Raw genomic sequence first — 25,604 nt, 5'->3', positions numbered from 1 at the left:
CGACCAGCCCCCACGCACCCGCAGCCGAGAAGCACCTAAGCAGCCCGCGGCACGGTCGGCAGCGGATCGGCGACATGCATCGACCGCCCCGCCCCCAAGTCCGTCAGAATCGCCGCCGAAGCCCGATGCCCGGAGTGCAAAGCCCCCTGCACCGTGCTGGTATCCCGGTGATCCCCACACACATACAGTCCGGCGATCAACCGCACCGGCCGCCGCAGATCATGCGGCGGCCGCATCGCCGGCACGGCCTCCACGGTCTGGTGCACGGCCAGCGTCTCCCACCGGGCCGTCGGCATCCCGTACAGCCGCGCCAGGTGCATCCGCACGGCCGTGTCGACATCCCCCGGCGGCCGCCCCAGCACCGTCGAAGACACCAGCGCCCGCCCGGCAGGGGCCCGGGACGGATCGACGCGGCTCACCACCGCCGTATGTGCGACCGGCCCGCCGAGGTCCGCGTCGAGCAGCAGCGACGCCCCCGTCTGAGGCGGCTCGTCGGTCGTGTGGTGCACCACCGTCACCGGATGAAAGTCCGGCACCCGCAGGCCCGGCAGCAGCTCGGCGGCGGCCCGGGCATCGGTCGCCACCAGCACCGCCCGGCAGCGGATCTCGCCGTGCTCGGCGGTGGTCACCGAGGTCGTGGAGACGGAGGTGACGCGCACGCCGGTGTGTACGGTGCCCGGCGGCAGCGTGCGGGCCAGCAGCTCCGGCAGGGCCTCCGCGCCGCCCTCCGGTACGCACAGCCGGCCACTCGCGAAGGCCCGCAGCGCCAGGTCCGCGCACCGGCTGGACGTGGTCAGGTCCGGGTCGCACAACAGGGCGGCGAGCAGCGGCCGCAGGAAGCCGTCGATCGTACGGGCGGGCAGTCCGCGCGCTGCCAGGGCCTCACCGGCGGGCCGCTCCGGGCGGGCCAGCAGCCGTTCGGCCGGGGTGCTCGCCAGCCGGGTGAGAGCGGCCCCCAGCCGGGCCTGGTCGACGGCCGTGCCGAGCGGGGCGCCGGACCGGCTCCGGGGCACGGAGACCTGCCGGCCCGGTACCGCCACCGGCCTCCTGGGCGCGACCGGCGACCGGGGAGCGCTCGCCAGGGCGCGCACCGCGTGGAGTGCGCCCCGTGCGCCCCCTGCGCCCGCCTGGACGCCCGCGCGATGGTGGCGTCCGTCGCCGTGCAGCAGGACACCGGGCGCGAAGGGGCGCAACACCAGCCCGCCCAGGCCGGGGGTCAGTCGTAGTTCCGGATACGCCGTGGACAGCAACTGGCCGATGCGGTCGAGCCGGAAGCCGTCGACCTTCTCCGTCGCCATGCGGCCGCCGACCCCGTGGGCGGCCTCCAGAACCATGGTCGTCACTCCTGCGCGGGTGAGCCGGTTCGCGGCCGAGAGTCCGGCGATCCCGGCCCCCACGACGACCACGTCCGCCTGGTACGCGGGCTCAAGCACGTGCCCCTCCTCGAGGTTGCGCGGGCGCTGGAGACGTCATGCCCTCAACAGGCCGCAGGGATACGCGAGTTCTGGTCGAGGGTAGGGCTGTGATCGGTCAAATGGGGTCGCGCATCAACAGGGCACGGTCGCACGGCGGTCGCATACGGATGCCTTGTGGGCATGAAGTGGTCGCAGAGGGCTGGGAGCCGACTCGAAGCCGTCCCGGAACGGCCGGGACCCGTACCGGACCTGCACCGGGGCCATCACAGCGCCGCCCGGATCGCCCCCTCGATCTCCGGGAACGCGAACCGGAAGCCCGACTCCAGCAGCCGCGTGGGCAGCACCCGGGCGCTGCCGAGCACATCTCCCGCCATCTCGCCGAGCACGCTCCGCAGGACGGGCGCGGGCACGGTGAACAGCGTCGGGCGGCGCAGCACGCGTCCCATCGCCGCGGTGATCTCACGGTTCGTCAGGGGATGAGGGGCGGTGAGGTTGAACGGTCCTGACAGACCGTCCGAGTCGATGAGATGCCGGATCGCGGCCACCTCGTCGTGCAGCGCGATGAACGACCAGTACTGCCGCCCGTCGCCCATCCGCCCGCCGAGCCCCGCCTGGAACAGCGGGAACAGCCGCCCCCACGCACCGCCGTCGCGGGACACGACCAGGCCGGTCCGGGTGAACACCGTGCGGACGCCGGCCTCCTGGGCCGGTGCCGTGGCGCCCTCCCACTCCACGCACAGCGAGGGCAGGAAGCCCTCGCCCGCCGGCGCGCTCTCGTCGACGGTCCGGTCCCCGGTCTCGCCGTAGTAGCCCATGGCGCTGCCGTTCACGAACACCCGCGGCCGGTCCCTGTCGCCGAGCGAGGCGACGGCCTCGGCGAGCGCCGCCGTGCCGTTCACCCGGCTGTCGTGGATCCGCCGCTTGTAGGCGTCCGTCCAGCGGCGGTCGCCGACCCCGGCCCCCGCCAGGTTCACCACCCCGTGGCACCCGGCGAGCCCGGCCGCGTCCACACTGCCGCCCTCCGGGTCCCAGCGGACCTCGTCCGCCGCCCGGGGCTCATGGCGCACCAGGCGCACCACCTCGTGCCCGTCCGCGGTCAGAGACCGCGTCAGAGCGCTGCCGATCAGACCGGAGGCGCCGGTCACCGCGATGCGTCGCATGGCTCAATCTTGCCGGTCGTCGCCATAAAAACCCCGTCGGGAACCGGTCTCGCCGACGTAACGTGACCGCCATGCCGACCCCGCACATACGCTCCGCACGGCTCGACGACGAGGAAGAGCTCGGGCTGCTCGACCGCGCCGTCTGGTCGCCTCTGCATGCCGTGATGCCCGAGCCGCAGCCGCCGTACCCGCCCTTCTTCAGCGAGCGGCACCCGCCCGAGGACTGCCTTGTCGCCGAGGCCGGCGACCGCCTCGCGGGCTATGTCCACCTCGGCTTCCCCACCCCGGTCGAGGCCAACCGGCACGTCCGCCAGATCCAGGGCCTGGCCGTCGGCGAGCACACGCGCGGCCGGGGCGTCGGGCGGGCGCTGGTCCGCGCCGCCGTCGACGAGGCCCGCCGGCGCGGCGCCCGCCGCCTCACCCTGCGCGTCCTCGCCCACAACGTCGCGGCCCGGGGACTCTACGAGTCCGAGGGGTTCGCGGTGGAGGGGATCCTGCCCGAGGAGTTCCTGCTCGACGGGAAGTACGTCGATGACGTACTGATGGGGCACGCCCTCTGAGCCGGATCTATGACGCGGCCAGCTCGCCCGTGTCCACCGGAGTCGTCGCGTCCGCCGCCCCTCGCGCGTCCGAGGCGACCTCGGCAGCCGTCAGGACGTAGCCGGTCTCGGCGTCCGAGGTGGAGCGGGCGAAGACCACGCCGTAGACCCGGCCGTCGGTGGTGAGGAGCGGGCCGCCGGAGTTGCCGGGGCGGACGGTGGAGCGGATCGAGTAGATCTCGCGGGTGACCGTCCCGTCGTTGTAGATGTTCTGGCCCGTCGCCCGCACGCGGTTCGCGACCGTCGCTGCCTGGAGGTTCAGGTCGCCGTCCTGCGGATAGCCCGCGACGACCGCCGAGTCGCCGCGCTCCGCCGCGTCGTCGAACGGCAGCACCGGGGCCTTCAGACCCGGCACGTACAGCACGGCCACGTCCTTCTGCGAGTCGAAGAGCACCACCCGCGCCTCGTACGTCCGACCGACCCCGCCGATCTGCACGGTCGGCTCGTCGATGCCGGCCACCACATGGGCGTTGGTCATCACGTGTTCCCGGGAGTACACGAACCCGCTGCCCTCGCGGCCCTGGGTGCCGGCGACGCCCTCGACCTTCACCGTGCTCCGCTTGGCGGCATTGGTGGCGGCCGCTGTGACGCTGTCACCGGAGGGCGCGGCGACCTCGGCGGTCGACTCGTTCTCGAACGGGTTGAAGACCTGCGGGAAACCCGCCTGGGTCAGCGCGGATGTGGCCCCCGAGAACCAGTCCGGCGTGGTGTCCGGCATCGTCCGCTGCACGGCGTCGAGCACCCGCGAGTCCCGGATCGCCGAGGTGACCAGCGGCGACGAGGACACGCCCAGGACGCTCGCGGCCACCCACGCCACGATCAGCACGGCCACGGCGTTGGCCACGGCCCCGCCGATCCCGTCCGCCACTCTGAGCGGCCCTCTGTCCAGCTCCCGCCGCAGCCGCAGCGCGAGGCGCCCCGCCAGCTCGTGGCCCACCACCGCCGGGAGCAGCACCGTGAACACCGCTGTCAGCGTCGCCCCCGTGGTCCCCGGCGTCACCAGGTCCATCACCCACGGCAGGACCCATACGCCGATGACCGCGCCGCCCACGAAGCCCGCCAGTGACACACAGCCGGCCACCAGCCCGCGCCGGTACCCGGACGCCGCATGGGCCAGGACGACCAGCAACAGCAGGATGTCGAGCAGGTCCACGCACGCCGCCTTTCATTCGGAACCCCTTAGTACGTGGGGGAGGGCCCGGTGATCAGTCACACGCGCGCGGATGATCAGAACCGGCCACGCGTCCGTGCACCAGGAAAAACGTCGCGGACCGTGACGATGGTTCCACCGGGTGGCACATCACACATCGCGGACGGACCGGATCGGGCCGACAGTGAGCACATGCGTGTCTTCCGAAGACGGCCGGGTGCGCGCAGGCACCGCGCCGCCAGGACACCCGGAATATCCGGACTGCCGCGCGCCGCCCGGGTGGGCCTCGGCTGCCTGCCGGGCCTCTCCGCCGCCGTCGCGCTGGTGCTGTGCGCCTACGGCGTCGAGAACGCCGCCGACAGCGCCCCCGAGCCGGCCGCGGCCCACCCCACCGCCAAGCCCTACACCGCCCCCGGCCGCACATCGTGCTCCGGTCGCACTGGCTGGGCGACGCCGCCCGCACCCAGCCACGCCCCCGCTACGACGACCGGGTCTCCGCCGTGTTCATCCACCACACCGACACGCCCAACGGCTACGACTGCGCCGACTCGCCCCGCATCATCCGGGACGTGTACACCGGCCAGACCGGCACCCGCGACTGGGACGACATCGGCTACAACTTCGTCGTCGACCGCTGCGGCACCGTCTACGAGGGCCGCGCCGGAGGCGTCGAGCGCGCCGTCACCGGCGCCCACACCCAGGGCTTCAACCACGGCACCACGGGCATCGCCGCCCTCGGCACCTTCACCGACGGCATGCCCGTACCGCAGGCCATGATCCACGCCATCGCCGCGCTGTCCGCCTGGAAACTGGGCCTGTCCGGCACCGACCCGCGGGCCAGCGTCCGCCTGGTCTCCAGCAACGGCCTGAGCCGGTACGCGGCCGGCACCACCGCGAAACTGCCCGCCCTCGCGGGCCACAACGACGGCTACATGACCAGCTGCCCCGGCGCCGCCCTGCACGCCCGCCTGCCGGAGATCAGAGAGCTGGCGGCCCGCCTGCAGCACCGGCCGGAGGACCCACAGCAAGGCCACAGCCGGCGCGCAGTGTCCTCAGATCCCGGCGCCCTACGGTCACCACCACAGGCAGCCGACCGGAGGTGGGGACCATGAACCACGTTCGTACGAAGAACCCGCACACCTGGAGCGCGGCCACGCGCGGCCCCTGGGCGGTGCTCCGCGCGGTCGCGACCGTCGTCCTGGGCCCGGCGGCGGCCACCGCGTCCGCCCTGGACCAGGCCAACGCGGCCCCGCTGCATCACGAGGTGAAGGCCGAGACCCGGAGCCTGGCCGTCAGCCCCTGAAGCGGTCCCACAACCGGGGGTATCGGTCGGCGAGGAGCCGCTCGTTCTCGAAGTCGAGCGACGTGCCCTCCGGCTCCGGGGGCGCGGGCGGGATCTCCAGATCCGGGGCGACCACGCCGGTGAGCTGCTCGTAGGCCTCGTCCGCCGCGTAGCCGAGTTCCTCTCCGTCGCCGTCGATCTCCTCGTCGAACTCGTCCAGCAGCTCGGCGAGCGAGTCCGGGTCGTGCACGGCGCCCTCGAAGACATGCCGGCCCTGGCCGATCAGCCAGCACCGGAAGAAGTCGAAGGCGTCGTCGCTCGCCCCGTCCAGCAGCACCCAGGCGGCGCCCCACAGGTCCCACCGGTAGGCACGGTTGTAGCGCGACTCGAAGTGACGGGCGAAGTCCAGGACCGAGTCCGGGTCCAGCTGCGAGAGCCGCTCCACGAGCAGGTCGGCCTGCTCCTCCGGGTCGCCTTCGGCGGCCTCGCGCGAGTCGTCCACCAGCTTCCAGAACTCCGTCTCGTCCATCACGGGACAAGCATCGGCCCTGGGGCACACGGGCGCACCCGGAGTGCGCGGGATCGTTATGAGGGGCGCTCGGGGTGGTACAGCCCCGCCAGCCGCAGCGCGTCCGCCGCGAACCGCTCGCGCAGGGCCTCGGGCGCCAGCACCTCCACCTCCGGGCCGAGCGCCGTCAGCTGGGTGTGGGCGACCTCCTCGGACTCCACCGGCAGAGCCACCGTCACCCATCCGTCGCCGTCCGGACCGTCCGCGTCCGCCAGGGCCTCCCTCGCGGACAGCGAATCGAGGGCGTACGGCAGCGCGCGCACACCGTCGGGGGACAACCGCACCACCACCCGCGCCCGCAGGATGGACCGGGCGAACTGTTCCGCCCGCTCCTCCCAGAAGGCGGGCAGCTCGAACTCCGGCTCCCGCTCGAAGCGCTCCTCGCCCGGGTCCACCGCCGTGAACCGGTCGATCCGGTACACCCGGAAGGACCCGCCCCCGGCCACCCGCGCGCACAGGTACCAGACGCCCGCCTTCAGCACGAGCCCGTACGGCTCCAGCTCCCGGACGGCCTCGTCCTCCCCGCGCCGGTAACGGGCGACGACCCGCCGGTCGTCCCACACGGCGTCGGCGACGGCCGGCAGCAGCGCGGGCGTCCTCGGCTCCTTGAACCAGTTCGGCGCGTCCAGATGGAAGCGTTGCGCCGCCGCCTTCGAGGCGTCCCGCAGGGACGGCAGCAGGGCCGCCGACACCTTCAACCGAGCGGCCGAGGCGGCGTCCTCCAGGCCCATCTCGCGCAGCGCCCCCGGCACCCCGGACAGGAACAGTGCCTCCGCCTCGCCGCGGTGCAGCCCGGTCAGCCGCGTTCGGTACCCGCCGACCAGCCGATACCCGCCCGCCCGGCCCCGGTCCGCGTACACCGGAACGCCCGCCTCCGACAGCGCCTGGGCGTCCCGGGTCACCGTCCGCTCCGATACCTCCAGCTCACGGGCGAGTTCGGCGGCCGTCATGGCGGGCCGGGACTGGAGCAGCAGCACCATCTTGATGAGCCGGGCAGCACGCATGGGCACATCATGCAGCAGGGCCCCCGACCGAAGCCGGGGGCCCTGCTGTTCACCGATCCTTACAGTCCGTACTTCTCGCGCGCTTCCTTCACGGCCGTCGCCTTGACCTCGCCGCGCTTGGCGAGCTGGGCCAGGGCCGCGACGACGATGGACTCGGCGTCCACGCCGAAGTGGCGGCGGGCCGCCTCACGGGTGTCCGAGAGGCCGAAGCCGTCGGCGCCCAGCGAGGACCAGTCCTGCTCGACCCACTGCGCGATCTGGTCCGGGACCTGGCGCATGTAGTCGGAGACCGCCAGCACCGGGCCCTCGGCGCCCTGGAGCGCCTGCCGCACGAACGGCACCCGCTCCTCGCCGCGCAGCAGCGCGTCGTCCGCCTCCAGGGCGTCCCGGCGCAGCTCGCCCCAGGACGTCGCCGACCACACGTCGGCCGCCACACCCCACTCCTCGGCGAGCAGCTGCTGCGCCTTCAGCGCCCAGTGGATCGCCGTACCGGAGCCGAGCAGCTGGATCCGCGGGGCGTCGGCCGGGGGCGTGATGCCCGCCGACTCCGCCGTGTTGAAGCGGTACAGGCCCTTGACGATGCCCTCGTCGACCCCGTCCACCGACGGCTTCGCCGGCTGCGGCATCGGCTCGTTGTAGACCGTCAGGTAGTAGAAGACGTTCTGGTCCTCACCCGGGGCCGCCTCGCCGTACATCCGGCGCAGACCGTCCTTGACGATCGCCGCGACCTCGTAGGCGAACGCCGGGTCGTACGACAGGGCCGCCGGGTTGGTCGCCGCGATCACGGGGGAGTGGCCGTCGGCGTGCTGGAGGCCCTCACCGGTCAGGGTGGTGCGGCCGGCCGTGGCGCCGACGAGGAAGCCGCGGCCGAGCTGGTCGCCGAGCTGCCACATCTGGTCGGCCGTGCGCTGCCAGCCGAACATCGAGTAGAAGATGTAGAACGGGATCATCGTCTCGCCGTGCGTCGCGTACGACGTCGAAGCGGCGATGAAGTCGGCCATCGAACCGGCCTCGGTGATCCCCTCGTTGAGGATCTGGCCGTTCTTGGCCTCCTTGTAGTACATCAGCTGGTCGCGGTCGACCGGCTCGTACGTCTGGCCCTTCGGCGAATAGATGCCGAGCGACGGGAACAGCGACTCCATGCCGAAGGTGCGCGCCTCGTCCGGGACGATCGGCACCCAGCGCTTGCCCGTCTCCTTGTCGCGGACCAGGTCCTTGACCAGGCGGACGAACGCCATCGTCGTCGCCACGTTCTGCGAGCCGGAGCCCTTGTCGAAGGACGCGAACGCCTTCTCCGCCGGGGCGGGCAGCGGGGCGACCGGGTGCACGCGACGGGCCGGGGCCGGACCGCCGAGGGCGGCACGGCGCTCCTGGAGGTAGCGGACCTCGGGGGCGTCGGCGCCCGGGTGGCCGTAGGGCACCACGCCGTCCACGAAGTCGCTGTCCTTGATCGGCAGCTCCAGCAGGTCGCGCATGTTCTTGAACTCGTCCACCGTCAGCTTCTTCATCTGGTGGTTGGCGTTCTTCGACGCGAAGCCCTCGCCGAGGGTGTGGCCCTTGACCGTCTGGGCCAGGATCACGGTCGGCGCGCCCTTGTGCTCGACGGCCGCACGGTAGGCGGCGTACACCTTGCGCGCCTCGTGACCACCGCGCGAGAGGTGGAAACACTCGAGGATCTTGTCGTCGCTCAGCAGCTTCGCCAGCTCCACGAGCGCCGGGTCTCCGCCGAAGAAATCCTGGCGGATGTAGGCGGCGTCACGCGTCTGGTACGTCTGGATCTGCGCGTCCGGTACCTGACGCAGACGGCGTACGAGCGCGCCCGTGGTGTCGAGCTGGAACAGCTCGTCCCAGGCCGTGCCCCACAGCGTCTTGATCACGTTCCAGCCGGCGCCGCGGAACTGGGCCTCCAGCTCCTGCACGATCTTGAAGTTGGCGCGGACCGGGCCGTCGAGGCGCTGCAGGTTGCAGTTGATGACGAACGTGAGGTTGTCCAGCTCCTCACGGGCCGCCAGCGCGAGGGCCGCCGTCGACTCGGGCTCGTCCATCTCGCCGTCGCCGAGGAACGCCCACACGTGCGAACCGGCGGTGTCCTTGATGCCGCGGTTGGCGAGGTAGCGGTTGAAGCGCGCCTGGTAGATGGCCGACAGCGGACCGAGGCCCATGGAGACCGTCGGGAACTCCCACAGCCAGGGCAGACGGCGCGGGTGCGGGTAGGACGGCAGGCCGTCGCCACCCGCCTCGCGGCGGAAGTTGTCGAGCTGCTGCTCGTTCAGCCGGCCGTCGAGGAAGGCGCGGGCGTAGATGCCGGGGGAGGCGTGGCCCTGGATGTAGAGCTGGTCGCCGGAACCGTCTTCCTCTTTGCCTTTGAAGAAGTGGTTGAAGCCGGTCTCGTAGAGCCAGGCAGCCGAGGCGAAGGTGGCGATGTGGCCGCCGACGCCGTACTTGCTGCCCCGGGTCACCATCGCGGCCGCGTTCCAGCGGTTCCACGCGGTGATCCGCTGCTCCATCGCCTCGTCACCGGGCACGCCCGGCTCGGCGGCGGTGGGGATGGAGTTGACGTAGTCGGTCTCGAGGAGCTTCGGCAGCGCGAGGCCGGCGCCCTCGGCGCGCTCCAGCGTGCGCCGCATGAGGTATGCGGCACGATGCGGTCCGGCCGCCTCGGTCACCGCGTCCAGGGAGGCCTGCCATTCGGCGGTCTCCTCCGGGTCCCGGTCCGGGAGCTGGTCGAGCTCGCTCGGCTGGATGGCTTTGGGGTCGGTCATGTCGCCGCCTTCCTCAGTCGAAGGGGGTTCCCTCATCGGTAAGGGTTCGGGGGTGCCCTTTGTCTTTGGCAGGACAGGGCGCTGGGCTTGGGTGGCAAGCCCGTCGGCGACTGTAACTCGCTGATCGATGATCGATCAAAGGGTTGAGCTGTAAAACCTCTTGATCACGAGAAAGTAGGCACGGGGTGCCTTCGGCAGTGGCACGCGGTGACCGATTTTCGGATGGTTTTCGCAGGTCGGAGGCTTTTGAGCGAGAGTGTGCTCGGGTGTCACGCCCGGGGCGCGCAGCCCAGGACGTGCGCCTTCACCAGTTCCGCGATCCGGGGGTCACGGCGCTTGAACGCGGCGACGAGTTCCTCGTGCTCCTCGGCGTACGACTGCTGCTGGGTGCCCAGCCAGCGGATCGACAGGGCCGTGAACACCTCGATGCCGAGGCCTTCCCAGGTGTGCAGCAGGACGGAGTTGCCGGCCGCGCGGACGAGTTCGCGGTGGAAGCCGACGGTGTGGCGGACCTGGGCCGTGCCGTCGGAGACGCGGTCGGCCTCGTACAGGGCGGTGACGTGCGGCTCCAGCGCGGAGCAGTTCTCGGCCAGCCCCTGGGCCGCCAGCTCCGCCGCGATGGCCTCCAGGCCGGCCCGGACCGGGTAGCTCTCCTCCAGGTCGGCGGCGGTGAGGTTCCGTACCCGGACGCCCTTGTTGGGGGCGGACTCGATCAGGCGCAGGGACTCCAGTTCGCGCAGAGCCTCGCGGACCGGGGTCTGGCTGACCTCCAGCTCCGTGGCGATCCGGCGCTCGACGATCCGCTCGCCCGGCTGCCAGCGTCCGCTGATGATCCCCTCCAGGATGTGCTCGCGGATCTGCTCGCGCAGCGAGTGGATGACGGGCGCGGTCATGTGGGCTCCTTAGGCGGGATTGACGTTTAGACAATACGGCCGGTTCGCTCCGCGGGCGGGGTGGGCGCAGGTGTCTCGGTGCAGGTGAGACGAGACTTACACGGGGGGTGTGAGGTTGTCGTTCGGCTGACGGTTGGTTGTGGTCGCTCGCGCCCACGCGGCGGAGCCGCACATCGATACAGCCCCGCGACCCTCGGGTACGACGGTGCCCCGCCCGGAAAATCCGAACGGGGCACTGTTCAGCCGTGCAGGAAGGTCAGAGGCCGAGCTCGACCTCGAACTCGCCCGCCTCCAGGATGGCCTTGACCGCCGTCAGGTAGCGGGCCGCGTCGGCGCCGTCTACCAGGCGGTGGTCGTAGGACAGGGTCAGGTACGTCATGTCGCGGACGCCGATGACCGTGCCCTCCTCCGTCTCGATGACGGCGGGGCGCTTGACCGTGGCGCCGATGCCGAGGATGGCGACCTGGCCCGGCGGCACGATGATCGTGTCGAAGAGCGCGCCGCGCGACCCGGTGTTGCTGATGGTGAAGGTCGCGCCGGACAGCTCGTCCGGGGTGATCTTGTTGGCGCGGACCTTGCCCGCGAGCTCCGCCGTGGCCTTGGCGATACCGGCCAGGTTGAGGTCACCGGCGTTCTTGATGACCGGGGTCATCAGGCCCTTCTCGGAGTCCACCGCGATACCGACGTTCTCGGTGTCGAAGTAGGTGATGGTCCCCTCGGCCTCGTTGATCTTGGCGTTGATCGGCGCGTGCGCCTTCAGCGCCTGGGCCGCGGCCTTGACGAAGAACGGCATCGGGGAGAGCTTCACGCCCTCGCGGGCCGCGAAGGAGTCCTTGGCCCGGCCGCGCAGCTTCATCAGACGCGTGACGTCGACCTCGACGACCGAGGAGAGCTGGGCCTGCTCCTGCAGGGCCTTGACCATGTTGTCGCCGATGACCTTGCGGATCCGCGGCATCTTGATGGTCTGGCCGCGCAGCGGCGAGGTCTCCAGCACCGGGGCCTTCTTGCCGGTGGCCGGAGCCTGGGCGGCGGCAGCGGCCGGAGCCGGGGCAGCGGCGGCGGCCGGAGCCGGGGCAGCGGCGGCGGCCTTCGCGGCCTCGGCGGCGGCGATGACGTCCTGCTTGCGGATACGGCCGCCGACACCGGTGCCCTGGACGCCGGCCAGGTCGACGCCGTTCTCGGCGGCGAGCTTGCGCACCAGCGGGGTGACGTAGGCACCGTCGTCGGCCGGCTGGGCGGCGGCCGGAGCGGCCGGGGCCTGGGCCCGAGCCGGAGCCGGGGCGGGCGCCGGAGCGGCCGGGGCCGGGTCGGGAGCCGGGGTGGTCTGCTGCTGCGGGGCCGGAGCCGACGGGGCCTGCGGGGCCGGGGCGGGCTGCGCCGGGGCCGGAGCCGGGGTGGGCTCGGGCTGGGCCGGAGCGGCCGGGGCCTCCTGCGCCGGGGCGGCGGCCGGAGCCGCACCCGCGACGCCGATGACGGCGAGCTTGGCGCCGACCTCGGCGGTCTCGTCCTCACCGACCACGATCTCCAGCAGAGTGCCCGCGGTGGGCGCCGGGATCTCGGTGTCGACCTTGTCGGTGGAGACCTCGAGCAGCGGCTCGTCGGCCTCGACGCTGTCACCGACCGACTTCAGCCAGCGGGTGACGGTGCCCTCGGTGACGGACTCGCCGAGCGCGGGCAGGACCACGTCCGTGCCCTCGGCGGAGCCGCCGCCGCCGGCGGCGGTGTCGGCGGTGGGAGCGGGCGCCGGAGATGCCTGCTCGGTGGACGGGGCGGCCGGGGCCGGCTCGGGAGCGGGCTCGGCGACCTGCTCGGCGGCCGGGGCCGGGGCGGCGGCGGGGGCACCGCTGCCGTCGTCGATGAGGGCCAGCTCGGCGCCGACCTCAACGGTCTCGTCCTCGGCGACCTTGATGGAGGCCAGGACGCCGGCTGCGGGGGAGGGGATCTCGGTGTCGACCTTGTCGGTCGAGACCTCGAGCAGCGGCTCGTCGGCCTCGACGCGCTCACCCTCGGCCTTCAGCCAGCGGGTGACAGTGCCCTCGGTGACGCTCTCGCCGAGCGCCGGAAGGGTTACGGAAACCGCCATGGTTTCGGTTGCTCCTTACGGAAAGTGCGGAAGTCTGTGTCGTCGCTTCTCGACCGAGGGGTCAGTCGTGCGAGTGGAGGGGCTTGCCGGCCAGGGCCAGGTGGGCCTCGCCGAGCGCCTCGTTCTGCGTCGGGTGGGCGTGGACGAGCTGCGCGACCTCGGCGGGCAGCGCCTCCCAGTTGTAGATCAGCTGGGCTTCGCCGACCTGCTCGCCCATGCGGTCGCCGACCATGTGGACGCCGACCACGGCACCGTCCTTGACCTGGACGAGCTTGATCTCGCCCGTGGTGTTCAGGATCTTGCTCTTGCCGTTGCCCGCGAGGTTGTACTTCAGAGCGACGACCTTGTCCGCGCCGTAGATCTCCTTGGCCTTGGCCTCGGTGATACCGACGGAGGCGACCTCCGGGTGGCAGTACGTCACCCGCGGGACACCGTCGTAGTCGATCGGAACGGTCTTCAGACCGGCCAGGCGCTCCGCCACCAGGATGCCCTCGGCGAAGCCGACGTGCGCGAGCTGGAGGGTCGGGACCAGGTCACCGACGGCGGAGATGGTCGGGACGTTCGTGCGCATGTACTCGTCGACCAGCACGTAGCCGCGGTCCATGGCGACGCCCTGCTCCTCGTAACCGAGGCCGGCGGAGACCGGGCCGCGGCCGACGGCGACCAGCAGGACCTCGGCCTCGAACTCCTTGCCGTCGGCGAGGGTGACCTTGACACCGTCCTGGGTGTACTCGGCCTTCTCGAAGAACGTGCCCAGGTTGAACTTGATGCCGCGCTTGCGGAACGCGCGCTCCAGCAGCTTGGACGAGTTCTCGTCCTCGACGGGCACGAGGTGCTTCAGGCCCTCGATGACCGTGATGTCCGCACCGAAGGACTTCCAGGCGGAGGCGAACTCGACGCCGATGACACCGCCGCCGAGGACGATGGCCGACTTCGGCACACGGTCCAGGACGAGGGCGTGGTCGGAGGAGATGACGCGGTTGCCGTCGATCTCCAGGCCGGGCAGCGACTTCGGCACGGAGCCGGTCGCGAGCAGCACGTGGCGGCCCTGGACGCGCTGGCCGTTCACATCGACGGAGGTGGGGGAGGAGAGCTTGCCCTCACCCTCGATGTACGTCACCTTGCGGGAGGCGACGAGGCCCTGCAGACCCTTGTACAGGCCGGAGATCACGCCGTCCTTGTACTTGTGGACGCCGGCGATGTCGATGCCCTCGAAGCTGGCCTTCACACCGAACTGCTCGCTCTCGCGGGCCTGGTCGGCGATCTCGCCCGCGTGCAGCAGGGCCTTGGTGGGGATGCATCCCCGGTGCAGGCAGGTGCCGCCGACCTTGTCCTTCTCGATCAGGGCGACGTCCAGGCCCAGCTGCGCCCCTCGCAGGGCCGCGGCGTAACCACCGCTGCCACCGCCGAGGATCACTAGGTCGAAAACGGTGCTGGCGTCGTTCGCCACGTCACGTCCTCCATGCATGTGCGCCGTACGCCGGTCTTCACTGACCGGCAGGCGGCTGGTGTCCGGCCGCTCGTTCTTCGGCCCTTCGGTGGGGCCCTGTCCTGCCGAGCCCCATCTTCGCACTTGTCGACACACAAAGAGACGCCGGGCTGCTGTGTGAGACGCCCCACGTTCAGATGAGAGCGCCCAGGGGTCATGCCTCAGGGGCGCGGGGCTGTGCCGGATCTGCGGCTCCGCCGCGCGGGCGCGACCAGCCCCCGCTCACCTGCAACGGACAGCAGGGTCACGCCTCAGGGGCGCGGGGAACTGCGCGAACAGCCCCCACGCCCCCGCACTCGCCACACAACGGACGAGACCGAGCTCTCAGGCGAAGGTCAGCCCAGATCACCCGCGGCCGTCAGCTCCGCAAGCCGCACCAGCGTCCGCACAGCCGACCCCGTGCCACCCTTCGGCGTGTACCCGAAAGGACCGCCCTCATTGAACGCCGGCCCCGCGATGTCGAGGTGCGCCCAGGTGATCCCCTCGCCCACGAACTCGCGCAGGAACAGACCGGCGACCAGCCCGCCGCCCATCCGCTCGCCCATGTTCGCGATGTCGGCCGTGGGGGAGTCCATCCCCTTGCGCAGGTGCTCCGGCAGCGGCATCGGCCACGCCGGCTCCCCGACCTCCTCGGCGGCCTCGTGCACCGCGGAGCGGAACGCGTCGTCGTTGCCCATGATCCCGAACGTCCGGTTGCCCAACGCCAGCACCATCGCCCCGGTCAGCGTCGCCACATCCACGATCGCGTCCGGCTTCTCCTGGGAGGCCGCCCACAGCGCGTCGGCCAGCACCAGCCGGCCCTCTGCGTCGGTGTTGAGCACCTCCACCGTCTTGCCGCTGTACATCCGCAGCACGTCACCCGGACGGGTCGCGGAGCCGGAGGGCATGTTCTCGGCCAGGGCGAGCCAGCCGGTGACGTTGACCTCGAGACCCAGCCGCGCGGCGGCGACGACCGCGGCGAACACGGTGGCCGCGCCGCTCATGTCGCACTTCATCGTCTCGTTGTGACCGGCCGGCTTCAGCGAGATGCCGCCCGAGTCGTAGGTGATGCCCTTGCCGACGAAGGCGAGGTGCTTCTTCGCCTTCGAGGAGGTGTAGGACAGCTTCACCAGACGCGGTCCCGCAGCCGAGCCGGCCCCGACGCCGAGGATGCCGCCGTAGCCGCCCTTCTCCAGGGCCTTCACGTCGAGCACCTGCACCTTGATGCCGTGCTCCTTGGCCGCGGCCTGCGCGACCGCGGCGAACGCCTCGGGGTTGAGGTCGTTCGGCGGGGTGTTGATCAGGTCGCGGGCGCGGTTGAGCTCCTCGGACACGGCGGCGGCACGCTCGATCGCCGCCTTGTACGCCTTGTCACGGGGCTTGCCGCCGAGCAGGGCGACCTCGGCGACGGGAGCCTTGCCGTTCTTCGCCTTGGCGTCCTTGCCGTTGTCCTTGTAGGCGTCGAAGGAGTACGCGCCGAGCAGCGCGCCCTCGCCGACCGCGCCGGCGTCGGCGGCGTCCGTCAGTGGCAGGGCGAAGGCGGCCTTCTTGGTTCCGGCCAGGGCGCGGGCGGCGACGCCGGCGGCCTTGCGCAGGGCCTCGGTGTCGTAGTCGGCGTCCTTCTCGGGCACCGCGCCCAGGCCCACCGCCAGTACGAGCGGTGCCTTGAAGCCGGACGGTGCCGGCAGCTTCGTCAACTCGCCCTCGGCACCGGAGGCGCCGAGAGTCTCCAGGACGCCGGCGAGCTTGCCGTCGTACGCCTTGTCCACGGCCTCGGCGCCCGGTGCGACGACCGGCCCCTTGGCACCCTTGGCGACACCGATCACGATCGCGTCGGCCCGCAGGCCGGGCGCCGCGGCGGTGCTGAGAGTGAGAGCAGTCACGGTGGTGAAATCTCGCTTCCGATGTGAAGTTGCGATGGTCGAACGGTGTGGGTCGACCGGGCCCGAGTCGACCCTATTCCGACTCAGGGTCGACGATCACGGGGCCTTCCCCGGTGCGGCGAACACTCGACGACGAGACTACGCGCGTGGCCGCGTTCGCTCATTACTGCGGGAGTTCACCTGTCGGCCGCGAAGTAGCCATTTCTTGATCCCTCAAGGCGGTGAACTCGGTCACACTCGCTCGGATCCGGCAAGAGTCTTGCTCGCCGCTTTGCATGATTTTCACTGATCCTCCTCTGTTCGGCCTCTGTTCGACCGCAAGGGGATCTCTGGGATCTTCTTGGGGAGGAATCATGGCGCAGCGTGCGCGCAGATGGCGAAACACGGCCGCCGCGATGACGGCGGCAGGCATGATCACGGCCGGGGTGACGGCACCCGGGGCGGCGGCAGCGGAAGAGCCGCGCATCGATCTCAAGGTGCTGGTGGTCGACAACGGCGACAGTCCCGTCAAGGCCGTCACCGCCCAGCTCAGGAGCACGGGTGTCCCGTACACCACCGTCGACCTGAACGACTCCGGCCGCCCGCGGATCACCGAGTCGTTCCTGAGCGACACGGTGAACGGCAGGCCCCGCGCCAAGTACCAGGGTGTCGTCCTGCCGAACGAGGCCCCGTTCGGCGCGGGCTCCGCCGAGCAGACCGCCCTGGAGACGTACGAACGGACGTACGGCATCCCGCAGGTCGACGCCTACACCTGGGCCCACCCGGAGGTCGGCCTCGACTACACCAGTGACGGCGGCTGGGCGGGCACCCTCGACGGACGCGAGGCATCCGTCACCGCCGCAGGGAAGGCGGGCCGGTTCGGCTACCTCCAGGGCGCGTTCCGGTTCGAGGACAACGCGCCGGACGTGCAGGAGAGTTACGGCTATGTCGCCCGGCCCCGTGCCGGCTTCACCAGTTACGTCGATCTCCCCGTGCCCGGCGGCACCGGCCGCGGCAGCCTCGTCGGCGAGTACGCCCACGACGGCCGCCGTGAACTCGTCGTGACCTTCGCGTACAACGACAACCAGCAGCAGTTCCGGCTGCTGGCCCGGGGCATCGTCGAGTGGCTCACCCAGGGCGTGCACCTGGGGCAGACCCGTAACTCCTTCGCGGTGCACGTCGACGACGTGTTCGCCCCGGACAGCCGCTGGGACACCGAACGCGACTGCACCCCGGGCGACTTCGACTGCGCGGGCGGCGACGGCGAGGGCACCACGCCGATCCGCATGACCGCGGACGACGCCGCCTACGCCGCCCAGTGGCAGCGTGAGCACGGCTTCACCATGGACATGGTCTACAACGCCGGCTCCGGCGAGGAGTGGAAGACCGAACACGGCGGCACCGACGCCCTCACCGACCGGCTGCTCGTCGACAAGGCGCAGTACCGCTGGGTCAACCACACCTACACGCACCCCTTCCTCGGCTGTGTACAGGACACCTCCAGCGTGCCGTGGAGCTGCGCGAAGAACGCGGACGGCTCGGTGAAGTACATGAGCCGCGCCGAGATCGCCGCGCAGATCCGCGACAACCACAACTGGGCCGTGGCCAAGGGCCTCCCGGTCGACCGCGCCGAACTCGTCACCGGTGAGCACTCGGGACTGAAGACGCTGCCCCAGCAGCCCGCCGACAACCCGAACCTGTCCGGCGCCCTCGCCGACACCGGCGTCAAGTGGATCGCCTCGGACAACTCGCGCGAGCCGGAGCAGCGGGCGATCGGCAACGCGCTGACCGTCCCGCGCCACCCGATGAACGTGTACTACAACGTGGGCACGGCGGCCGAGATGGCCGACGAGTACAACTGGATCTACACCTCGCGCGGCGACGGCGGCAGCGGCGCCTGCGAGGACAACCCCACCTCGACCTGCCTGGACGAGCCGCTCGACACCACCACTGGCTACGCCGAGCACATCGTCCCCCAGGAGGCGCGCACCGCCCTCGGCCACGCCCTGGCGGGCGACCCCAGACCGCACTACGCGCACCAGTCCAACCTGGCCGAGGACCGGCTGCTCTACCCGGTCATGGAGAAGGTACTGGCCGACTACCGGGCCCTGTTCGCAGACGACACACCGCTGGAGAACCCCCGGCACAGCGCCATCGGCACCGAGGTCCAGCGCCGCGCGGCCTGGCAGGCTGCCCTGGCGAACGGCCGCGTGACGGCCTACCGCATCGGCACCACCGTCACCGTCACGGCACCGTCCGGCACCCAGATCCCGGTGACCGCCCCGGAGGGCACCAAGAAGCAACTCCTCCTGGGTACCACCGCCTTCGGCACCCCGTACGCGGGATCCCGCTCGACCTGGACGACCCCGGCAGCACTCCAGTCGGCTCTCACTTTGAAGCTGCCGTAGGGCTGCGTACCTCAGGGGCGCGGGGCTGTATCTGACATGCGGCTCCGCCGCGGGGCGCGACCAGCCCGAACGATGCCCGCACTCGGCATCCGGACGCAGTTCCCCGCCCAACATCCGCACCACAGGGGGAAACACCGCATGAGGCGAACAGGCCGCCACGTCACCATGCTCACAGAGGGCACCTACCCGCACGTCCACGGCGGCGTCAGCACCTGGTGCGACCAACTCGTCAAGGGCATGCCGGAGGTCGACTTCCACATCGTCTCCCTCACCGGCAACGGCCGCGAACCCGTCACCTGGGACCTCCCGCCCAACGTCTACGCACACACCTCGGTCCCCACCTGGGGCCCCCGCCCCGGCCGCGCGAGGCCCCTCTACGGCAAGGCCCGCCGCCGCTTCACCGACACCTACGAGCGTTTCCTGCTCTCCTTCCTCGACCCCGGCTCGCCCACCGACTTCGGCACGTCCCTGAACGAGCTGGCCGAACTCGCCCGGGACGGCCGCCTGTCGGCTGCCCTGCGCACCGAGTCGGCGCTGAAGTCCCTGATGTGGATCTGGACGATGCCGCATCTGCCGACCGCCGCCGCACGCCCCACGGTCCATGACGCCCTCACCGCGACCGACCTCCTGGAACACGCCCTCAGGCCCCTGGGCGTCCGCATCCCCGAGGACTCCGTCGCCCACGCCGTCAGCAGCGGCCTCGCGACCCTGCCGGCGCTCGCCGCCCGCCACCTGGACGGCGTACCGTTTCTGCTCACCGAGCACGGCATCTATCTGCGCGAGCGCTACCTCGGCTACCGCAACGACGCCCAGCGCTGGCCCGTGAAGGCCTTCATGCTCGGCTTCTACCGCGAGCTGAACTCCTACGGCTACCGCGCCGCCGATCTGATCACCCCGTGCAACCAGTACAACCGCCGCTGGGAGGAGCGCGGCGGCGCCGACGCCGGCAAGATCCGCACGGTCTACAACGGCGTCGACCCGGCCGCCTTCCCGCACGCCGGCCCCGAGCCCGAGGTCCCCACCCTCTCCTGGTGCGGCCGGATCGACCCCATCAAGGACCTGGAGACCCTGATCCGCTCCTACGCGCTGGTGCGCGCCGAGATCCCCGCGACCCGGCTCAGGCTCTTCGGCCCGGTCCCGCCCGGCGGCGAGGCCTACCGCACCCGGCTGGAGAAGCTCGCCGCCGAACTGGGCGTCACCGACGGCCTGACCTTCGAGGGTCGGATCACCGAGGTGTGGCGGGCCTACGCGGCCGGCCACGTCGTCATGCTGTCGTCGATCTCCGAGGGTTTCCCGTTCTCCATCATCGAGGCCATGTCCTGCGGCCGTACGACGGTGTCCACGGATGTCGGCGGGGTGCGCGAGGCCGTCGGCGACACGGGCCTGGTCGTGCCGCCGCGCGAGCCCGAGAAGATGGCCGCCGCCGCGCTGACCCTGCTCAAGGACGACGAACGGCGCCTCGAACTGGGCGCGTTGTCGCGTCAGCGCGTCATCGACCGGTTCACGCTGCGCCGCTCGGTGGACGCCTTCCGCACCGTCTACAAGGAACTCGCGGGCGAGGACGAGGTCTACGAGCCCACGCTGGAGATGGTCGCCGACTGGACCCTGGAACTGCGCGACCCGTATTACGCCGCCGTGGCGACGGACGGGACCGGCTGGTGAGCGGAAGCGTCTGGCTCCCCCCGGGCTCCCGCCCGGACACCCTGCCCTACATTCCCCGGCAGCGCGCCACCCCGAGCTGGGCCCTGCCCGACCCGGTCGACGAACTCGCCGCCCGGCTGGAGGACTTCATCGCCGCCGCCGTCCACCCGGACGAGATAGCCGCCCTGCTGGAGTCCGACGGCCTCTCCGACGACCAGATCCGCGAGCGGTACGGCGTCAAGAACTCCTTCGCGCTCGCCGAGACCCTCTACGAACGCGTCGAACGCCGCTACCCCGAGCCCGACGGTCCCGCCCCCGACCCCTGGCAGAGCGGCCTGCTCGGCTGTCTGCTGCGCGGCGTCGTCTTCGCCCTGCCCGGCCTCGCCTACGTCCTCGGCGCACCCCTGTTCGCCGGCGACGACGGCTTCGGCCTCCCGCCGGGCTCGGTACCGCTGCTCGCCGGCGCGCTGTGCGGCTGGACGTGGAACCAGGGCCTCGCCCACCGGGCGTACGCGTGGCTGGGGCTGGGCGACCCGACGGCCGCCCGGCGCGCCCTGCTGCTCGGCGCCCCGGCCGGTGCCCTGCTCGGCTCGGTGGTCGCCCTGGCCTGTGCGGCCGGTGCCGCCCCGGCCGCGGTCGCCTTCGCCGCCGGGCAGTCCTGCTATCTGGCGGCGGCGACCGTCCTGCTGGTGATGGGCCGCGAGCGGCTCCTGCTGGCCGCCCTCGCGCCGATGGCGACGGGCGCCGTCCTGTCCCTGAGGAACCCGCTGCCCGAGGCCGTGAGCCTGGTTCTCCTGCTGGGCTCCCTGGTGGCCGTGGCGGCCCTCGCCGCGCGGGAAGTGGCACCGGCCGTGAAGGAGGAGGGCGGGTGGACCGCCGTTCTCACCGCCCTGCTCCCGCTGGGCGCGTCCGGCACCGCCCGCGCGCCCCGGCGCTCCACCGGACCCCGGCTCACGGGCTCCCTGCCGTACGCCCTGTTCGGGCTCGCCACCGGCGTTCTGGTGCTGTACGCGGCCCTCGGCGACGTCCTCGCCGGTGAGACCGGCAGCGCGGTCGCCGCCCCCGCCGCCGTGGCGCTCACCCTCAGCATGGGCCCCGCGGAGTGGCTGCTGTATCGATTCCGCGGCGACAGCCTCGCCGCACTGCGCTCCAGCGGCACCGCCGGGGCCTTCCGGCGCACCACCGTCCTCACCGTCGTCGCGTGCCTGGCCGCCTACCTCGCCACCCTGCTCTTACTGAGCCTCGCCGCCTCCGCCCTGTGGCCGCACGCCCCGGTCCCCGGCGGTGTCCGGCTGGTCGCGCTGCTCCTGCTGGGCGTGGTGCTGTGGACGGGCCTGCTGCTCCAGTCCTTCGGCGCGGTGACCGGCGCGACGGCGGTGTGCTGCGCCGCGGCCCTCGCCCAGACCCTGCTCCTCGTCACGCACGCCGGGGACCCGCACCTGGCGGGCCCGGCCGTGTACGGCACGGCGGCCGTCGTCCAAGGCGCCCTGGTGTGCGCCCTGCTGGGAAGGGCAACAGCCCACCGATGAGCACTCTCCTGGTCCCGTACTACGAGCACCCGTCCGTCCGCCCCGCCGAATGGGAGGCGATCGTGGCCTCCGCGCACCGCCTCTACGGGGTGGTCCTCAACCCGGCCAGCGGGCCCGGCGACAGCCCCGACGCGGCCTTCGCCGAGGTCGCCGCCCGGCTGCGGGACGCGGGCGTCCGGGTCCTCGGGTACGCCGACACCGGCTACGGCCGCCGCGCCACCACCGACGTCCTCCGCGACCTCACCCGGCACCGCGACTGGTACGGCACCGACGGTGCCTTCCTCGACCAGGTCCCCTCCGGTCCCGAGCAGTTCGAGTACTACCAGCGACTGGCGGTGGCCGCCTGGGGCGTGGGCTGCGGCACCCTCGTCCTCAACCACGGCACGGCACCGCATCCCTGCTACGCCCGCATCGCCGACGTCCTCGTCACCTTCGAGGGCACCTGGGCGTCGTACCGCGCGCTGCGCCCCGAGCCGTGGCCCGGCGGCGACGACGTGCGGCTGTGCCACCTGGTGTACGACGTGCCGCCCGACGCCGACCCGGAGGGCCTGGCCAGGGCGCGGGGCGCGGCGGTGCACTGTGCGGTGCCCGGCACCGGCGATCATCCTTGGGGCACACTGCCGTACACCCTGCACCACCCGGAGAACACCCCGTGAGACGCACGTCCTCGCTCGTCACCCTGCTCGTCCTGCTGCTCGCCGGCTGCGCCCAGGAGGCTCCCGACGACAAACCGGGCCCCCGCTGGCAGCCCCGGCCGGGCACCGCCTGGCAGTGGCAGCTCAGCGGGAAGCTGGACACCTCCGTCGACGTCCCGGTCTACGACATCGACGGCTTCGACCACTCCGAGGCCACCGTCACGCGCCTGCACCGCGAGGACCGCAAGGTCATCTGCTATCTGTCCACCGGCGCCTGGGAGGAGTTCCGCCCGGACGCCGGGAAGTTCCCGAAGTCCGTCCTCGGGCGCGGCAACGGCTGGAAGGGCGAACGCTGGCTGGACATCCGCCGCACCGACGTCCTGGAGCCCCTCATGGCGGCCCGGATCGACATGTGCCGAGAGAAGGGCTTCGACGCGGTGGAGCCCGACAACATGGACGGCTACCGCAATGAGACGGGCTTCCCGCTGAAGGCCGCCGACCAGCTCCGCTACAACCGCCTCATCGCCCGCCTGGCCCACGACCGGGGCCTGGCCGTCGGTCTGAAGAACGACCTGGACCAGATTCCCGAGCTGGTCAAGGACTTCGACTTCGCGGTCAACGAACAGTGTGCCCAGTACGGGGAGTGCGCGGCCCTGAAGCCGTTCGTCGACGCGGGCAAGGCCGTCTTCCACGTCGAGTACGAGGTGCCCACCCGCCGCTTCTGCGCCGAGTCCCGCCGCCTGCGGCTGAGTTCGCTGCTCAAGAAGTACGAACTGGGGGTGTGGCGACAGGCTTGCTGAGCCCGGGTCCGGTGTGTCAGCCCAGCGCCAGGACGACCAGCGCCGCGGTCGCCGCCGTCTCCGCGAGCCCGCCGAACACGTCCCCGGTGACACCGCCGAAGCGGCGCGTGCAGTGCCGCAGCAGCGCTTCGGCGGCGACCAGGGAGAGGACGACCGCGCACCCGGTCCGGACCACGTCGTACGGGCCCCAGAAGGCACTCCCCGCTGTCGCCGCCACCGTGACGGCGACTCCGGTGAGCAGCGCTCCGCGCAGGGGCACCACGCCCGCGACCGCCGCCCCCAGTCCCTCCGGCCGGGCGGCGGGCACCCCGGCCCGGGCCGCCAGGGTCAGGGCCAGCCGGGCGACCGTCGCGGAGACGACCGCGGCGAAGGCGCCCCGGGCCCAGGAGGCGTCGTAGGCCTGGGCGAGGGCGGTGACCTGCGCGAGCAGGACGAGGACGAGGGCGATGACCCCGAACGGCCCGATGTCCGACTGCTTCATGATCCGCAGCGCGTCCTCGGCGGGCTTCCCGCTGCCCAGCCCGTCGGCGGTGTCCGCGAGCCCGTCCAGATGCAGCCCCGGGTGAGGACGGCCGGCACGGCGACGGTGGCCACGGCGGCGAGCAGCCCGCCCGCGCCGAGGAACAGCGGCACCAGCCCGACGACGGCGGCAGCGGCGCCGACCGCCAGCCCGGCCAGGGGAGCGCACAGCATGCCGCCACGCGCGGCCTGACGGTCCCACCGGGTCACCCGGACCGGGAACACCGTCAGGGTGCCGAAGGCGAAGCGGAGACCGTCGAGGGGCGGGGTTCTGGACACCGGCGCAGGCTACCGGCCGGTCAGGAGAGCGGGCGCGGCGGCCGAGGATAAAGTTCACATATGGGATGGTTCGAGCGGAACATCATGGAACCCGGCAAGCTGCCGCTGCTTCTCGCTCTCATCTCCTTCGTGATGACCTTCTTGATCACCCGCGGCATCACCCGCCTCATCCGGGCGGGCAAGGGTCCCTTCCGCAACATCAGCGGCAGCGGCGGTGTCCATGTCCACCACGTGGTCCCCGGCGTCATCCTGACGATCATCGGCGGCTTCGGCGCGGTCGCCGGCGGCCAGCACGGCTTCGGCTCCTGCCTGGCAGCGGTGCTCTTCGGCATCGGGGCGGGACTCGTCCTCGACGAGTTCGCCCTGGTCCTGCACCTCGCCGACGTCTACTGGACCCCGGACGGCCGCAAGAGCGTCGAGATGGTCGTCCTCACCGCGTCCCTCGTCGGCCTGCTCCTGCTCGGCTTCTCGCCGCTGGGCGTCAACGACCTCTCCGACGACCAGCAGCAGAACCGCGCCGTCGTCCTCGGGAACGTCCTCGTGAACTTCGGCTTCGCCCTCATCGCCCTGTTCAAGGGCAAGGTCCGCATCGCCGTCCTGGGCGTGATCATCCCCCTCGTCGCCCTGGTCGGCGCCGTACGGCTGGCCCGACCCACCTCCCCGTGGGCCAAGCGGTTCTACCGCAACCGTCCCCGCGCCCGAGCCAAATCCGGCCTGCGGGCCTACCACCACGACCGCCGCTGGGTGGGCCCCCGGCGCAGATTTCAGGACTGGATCGGGGGCGCGCCCGACGTCGAGCCCGTCCGGTCGCTCGAACGCCGCTGACGCAGCGCACCGGCCGCGCACAGCACCAGCACGGCCGCGATCGCCGCCAGATGCTCCTTGCCCGCGAGGTTCTCCTTCAGGGCCACCTCGAACACCATGGCCACGGTCACCACCGCCGCCGTGACGTACGCGTGATAGCGCACGCCCAGGTAGACGGCCAGTCCCACCACCGCCGCCGAGGGCCCGGTGTCCACGACCCGCGCGTCCGAGGCGGGCAGACCCAGCGGGGCGTCCGGGCCCAGCCAGATGCCCAGGCGGGCGTAGAGCGTGCCCGCGAGCGTCGCGAGGTAGGCGATGAACAAGGCCCGCCGCCATCCCAGGCAGAGCTCCGCGATGCCGAACACCAGCAGGATCTGCGCCAGCGCACCCCACACCGGCAGATCCAGCGCGGGCACGAACAGCGACAGCGGCGTCCGCAGCAGCGCGAGCCACAGCGGGTCCTCGGCCCGCACGGCACCGATGTCCTGAACGAACCGGTAGCCCCACGACTGGTTGTGTACGAAGTGCAGCACGGACGTCAGGCACACGGCCCCGGCCGCCATCGGCACCGCGCGCAGGCGCCGCTCCCGCAGCGGCTCGCGCACCACGGCGTACAGCGGCCCCCATTCGGCGCGGGCCCAGCGGGCGAGCGTGGTCATCGGGTCGTCCTCGTCCAGGGGCCGGTGCGGCAGCGGGTGTGCGCGGTGTCTGTGGCTCAGTCAAACCGACACCACACCCGAAGA

At 72.0% G+C, this 25,604-nt stretch carries 19 protein-coding genes and 2 pseudogenes; 9 read left to right on the top strand and 12 right to left on the bottom strand.

Features of this window, described 5'->3' with window-relative positions:
* Positions 1-35: 35 nt before the first annotated feature.
* Both ACQEV8_RS12130 and ACQEV8_RS12125 read right to left on the bottom strand, forming a co-directional pair.
* The gene (locus ACQEV8_RS12130; RefSeq protein WP_432959653.1) at positions 36-1,433 is read right to left on the bottom strand and encodes an NAD(P)/FAD-dependent oxidoreductase; all 1,398 of its coding nucleotides are present in this window, start codon (positions 1,431-1,433) and stop codon (positions 36-38) included.
* Between the two features lie 245 nt (positions 1,434-1,678).
* Positions 1,679-2,575 carry a TIGR01777 family oxidoreductase gene (locus tag ACQEV8_RS12125; protein WP_432959652.1) on the bottom strand — a complete coding sequence of 299 codons (897 nt, stop codon included), beginning with the start codon at positions 2,573-2,575 and terminating at the stop codon, positions 1,679-1,681.
* Positions 2,576-2,646: 71 nt separating this feature from the next.
* Here ACQEV8_RS12125 and ACQEV8_RS12120 point away from each other — a divergent pair, with 71 nt between their 5' ends.
* A complete protein-coding gene (locus ACQEV8_RS12120) occupies positions 2,647-3,135 on the top strand; it encodes an N-acetyltransferase family protein (protein ID WP_432959651.1) in 489 nt (162 codons plus the stop codon).
* 7 nt (positions 3,136-3,142) lie between these two features.
* On the opposite strand, the gene ACQEV8_RS12115 is transcribed toward ACQEV8_RS12120, so the two are convergent.
* Entirely contained in the window at positions 3,143-4,327 is a 1,185-nt protein-coding gene (locus ACQEV8_RS12115) for a MarP family serine protease (protein ID WP_432959650.1), read from the bottom strand.
* Positions 4,328-4,453: 126 nt separating this feature from the next.
* Between ACQEV8_RS12115 and ACQEV8_RS12110 the strand changes: the two are divergent.
* Positions 4,454-5,436: pseudogene (locus tag ACQEV8_RS12110) on the top strand (peptidoglycan recognition protein family protein).
* Positions 5,433-5,627, top strand: a complete 195-nt coding sequence (locus tag ACQEV8_RS12105) for a hypothetical protein (protein ID WP_432959649.1) — start codon at positions 5,433-5,435, stop codon at positions 5,625-5,627. The pseudogene ACQEV8_RS12110 and the gene ACQEV8_RS12105 overlap by 4 nt, the downstream one beginning before the upstream one ends.
* On the opposite strand, the gene ACQEV8_RS12100 is transcribed toward ACQEV8_RS12105, so the two are convergent.
* The 7 genes from ACQEV8_RS12100 to ACQEV8_RS12070 form a co-directional block, all read right to left on the bottom strand.
* Positions 5,617-6,135 (bottom strand): DUF4240 domain-containing protein, encoded by a 519-nt coding sequence (locus tag ACQEV8_RS12100; RefSeq protein ID WP_432972627.1) that lies wholly within the window; start codon positions 6,133-6,135, stop codon positions 5,617-5,619. The two genes, ACQEV8_RS12105 and ACQEV8_RS12100, sit on opposite strands and share 11 nt — an antisense overlap.
* Before the next feature lie 56 nt (positions 6,136-6,191).
* Positions 6,192-7,178: a helix-turn-helix transcriptional regulator gene (locus ACQEV8_RS12095; RefSeq protein WP_432959648.1), complete on the bottom strand. Its 987-nt coding sequence runs from the start codon at positions 7,176-7,178 to the stop codon at positions 6,192-6,194.
* Positions 7,179-7,237: 59 nt separating this feature from the next.
* A complete protein-coding gene (gene aceE, locus ACQEV8_RS12090; RefSeq protein ID WP_432959647.1) occupies positions 7,238-9,940 on the bottom strand; it encodes a pyruvate dehydrogenase (acetyl-transferring), homodimeric type in 2,703 nt (900 codons plus the stop codon).
* 269 nt (positions 9,941-10,209) lie between these two features.
* A complete protein-coding gene (locus ACQEV8_RS12085) occupies positions 10,210-10,833 on the bottom strand; it encodes a GntR family transcriptional regulator (RefSeq protein WP_432959646.1) in 624 nt (207 codons plus the stop codon).
* A gap of 256 nt (positions 10,834-11,089) precedes the next feature.
* On the bottom strand, positions 11,090-12,916 hold the full coding sequence (gene sucB / locus ACQEV8_RS12080; RefSeq protein ID WP_432959645.1) for a 2-oxoglutarate dehydrogenase, E2 component, dihydrolipoamide succinyltransferase: 1,827 nt from the start codon (positions 12,914-12,916) through the stop codon (positions 11,090-11,092).
* 61 nt (positions 12,917-12,977) lie between these two features.
* Positions 12,978-14,366, bottom strand: a complete 1,389-nt coding sequence (lpdA, locus tag ACQEV8_RS12075; RefSeq protein WP_432959644.1) for a dihydrolipoyl dehydrogenase — start codon at positions 14,364-14,366, stop codon at positions 12,978-12,980.
* A 374-nt stretch (positions 14,367-14,740) separates the two neighbouring features.
* Entirely contained in the window at positions 14,741-16,267 is a 1,527-nt protein-coding gene (locus tag ACQEV8_RS12070; protein ID WP_432959643.1) for a leucyl aminopeptidase, read from the bottom strand.
* A 353-nt stretch (positions 16,268-16,620) separates the two neighbouring features.
* On the opposite strand from ACQEV8_RS12070, the gene ACQEV8_RS12065 reads away from it, so the two are divergent.
* The 5 genes from ACQEV8_RS12065 (at position 16,621) to ACQEV8_RS12045 (ending at position 23,259) form a co-directional block, all read left to right on the top strand.
* Positions 16,621-18,654: a hypothetical protein gene (locus tag ACQEV8_RS12065; protein ID WP_432959642.1), complete on the top strand. Its 2,034-nt coding sequence runs from the start codon at positions 16,621-16,623 to the stop codon at positions 18,652-18,654.
* 138 nt (positions 18,655-18,792) lie between these two features.
* Positions 18,793-20,316: a GT4 family glycosyltransferase PelF gene (pelF, locus tag ACQEV8_RS12060; protein WP_432959641.1), complete on the top strand. Its 1,524-nt coding sequence runs from the start codon at positions 18,793-18,795 to the stop codon at positions 20,314-20,316.
* A complete protein-coding gene (locus ACQEV8_RS12055; protein WP_432959640.1) occupies positions 20,313-21,824 on the top strand; it encodes a hypothetical protein in 1,512 nt (503 codons plus the stop codon). Before pelF ends, ACQEV8_RS12055 begins: the two co-directional genes overlap by 4 nt.
* The gene (locus tag ACQEV8_RS12050; protein WP_432959639.1) at positions 21,821-22,480 is read left to right on the top strand and encodes a spherulation-specific family 4 protein; all 660 of its coding nucleotides are present in this window, start codon (positions 21,821-21,823) and stop codon (positions 22,478-22,480) included. Before ACQEV8_RS12055 ends, ACQEV8_RS12050 begins: the two co-directional genes overlap by 4 nt.
* On the top strand, positions 22,477-23,259 hold the full coding sequence (locus ACQEV8_RS12045; RefSeq protein WP_432959638.1) for an endo alpha-1,4 polygalactosaminidase: 783 nt from the start codon (positions 22,477-22,479) through the stop codon (positions 23,257-23,259). Before ACQEV8_RS12050 ends, ACQEV8_RS12045 begins: the two co-directional genes overlap by 4 nt.
* 16 nt (positions 23,260-23,275) lie before the next feature.
* Here the strand turns inward: ACQEV8_RS12045 and ACQEV8_RS12040 are convergent.
* Positions 23,276-24,057, bottom strand: a pseudogene (locus tag ACQEV8_RS12040) (adenosylcobinamide-GDP ribazoletransferase).
* A gap of 60 nt (positions 24,058-24,117) precedes the next feature.
* Here ACQEV8_RS12040 and ACQEV8_RS12035 point away from each other — a divergent pair.
* A complete protein-coding gene (locus ACQEV8_RS12035; RefSeq protein ID WP_432959637.1) occupies positions 24,118-24,882 on the top strand; it encodes a hypothetical protein in 765 nt (254 codons plus the stop codon).
* Here ACQEV8_RS12035 and ACQEV8_RS12030 read toward each other — a convergent pair.
* A complete protein-coding gene (locus tag ACQEV8_RS12030) occupies positions 24,822-25,520 on the bottom strand; it encodes a hypothetical protein (RefSeq protein ID WP_432959636.1) in 699 nt (232 codons plus the stop codon). The two genes, ACQEV8_RS12035 and ACQEV8_RS12030, sit on opposite strands and share 61 nt — an antisense overlap.
* Positions 25,521-25,604 lie beyond the last annotated feature (84 nt).

The organism is Streptomyces sp. CA-179760, assembly GCF_050937045.1.
Lineage (GTDB): Bacteria > Actinomycetota > Actinomycetes > Streptomycetales > Streptomycetaceae > Streptomyces.
The sequence above is the reverse complement of the archived record's forward strand: the minus strand, read 5'-3'. Positions and strand labels throughout refer to the sequence as shown.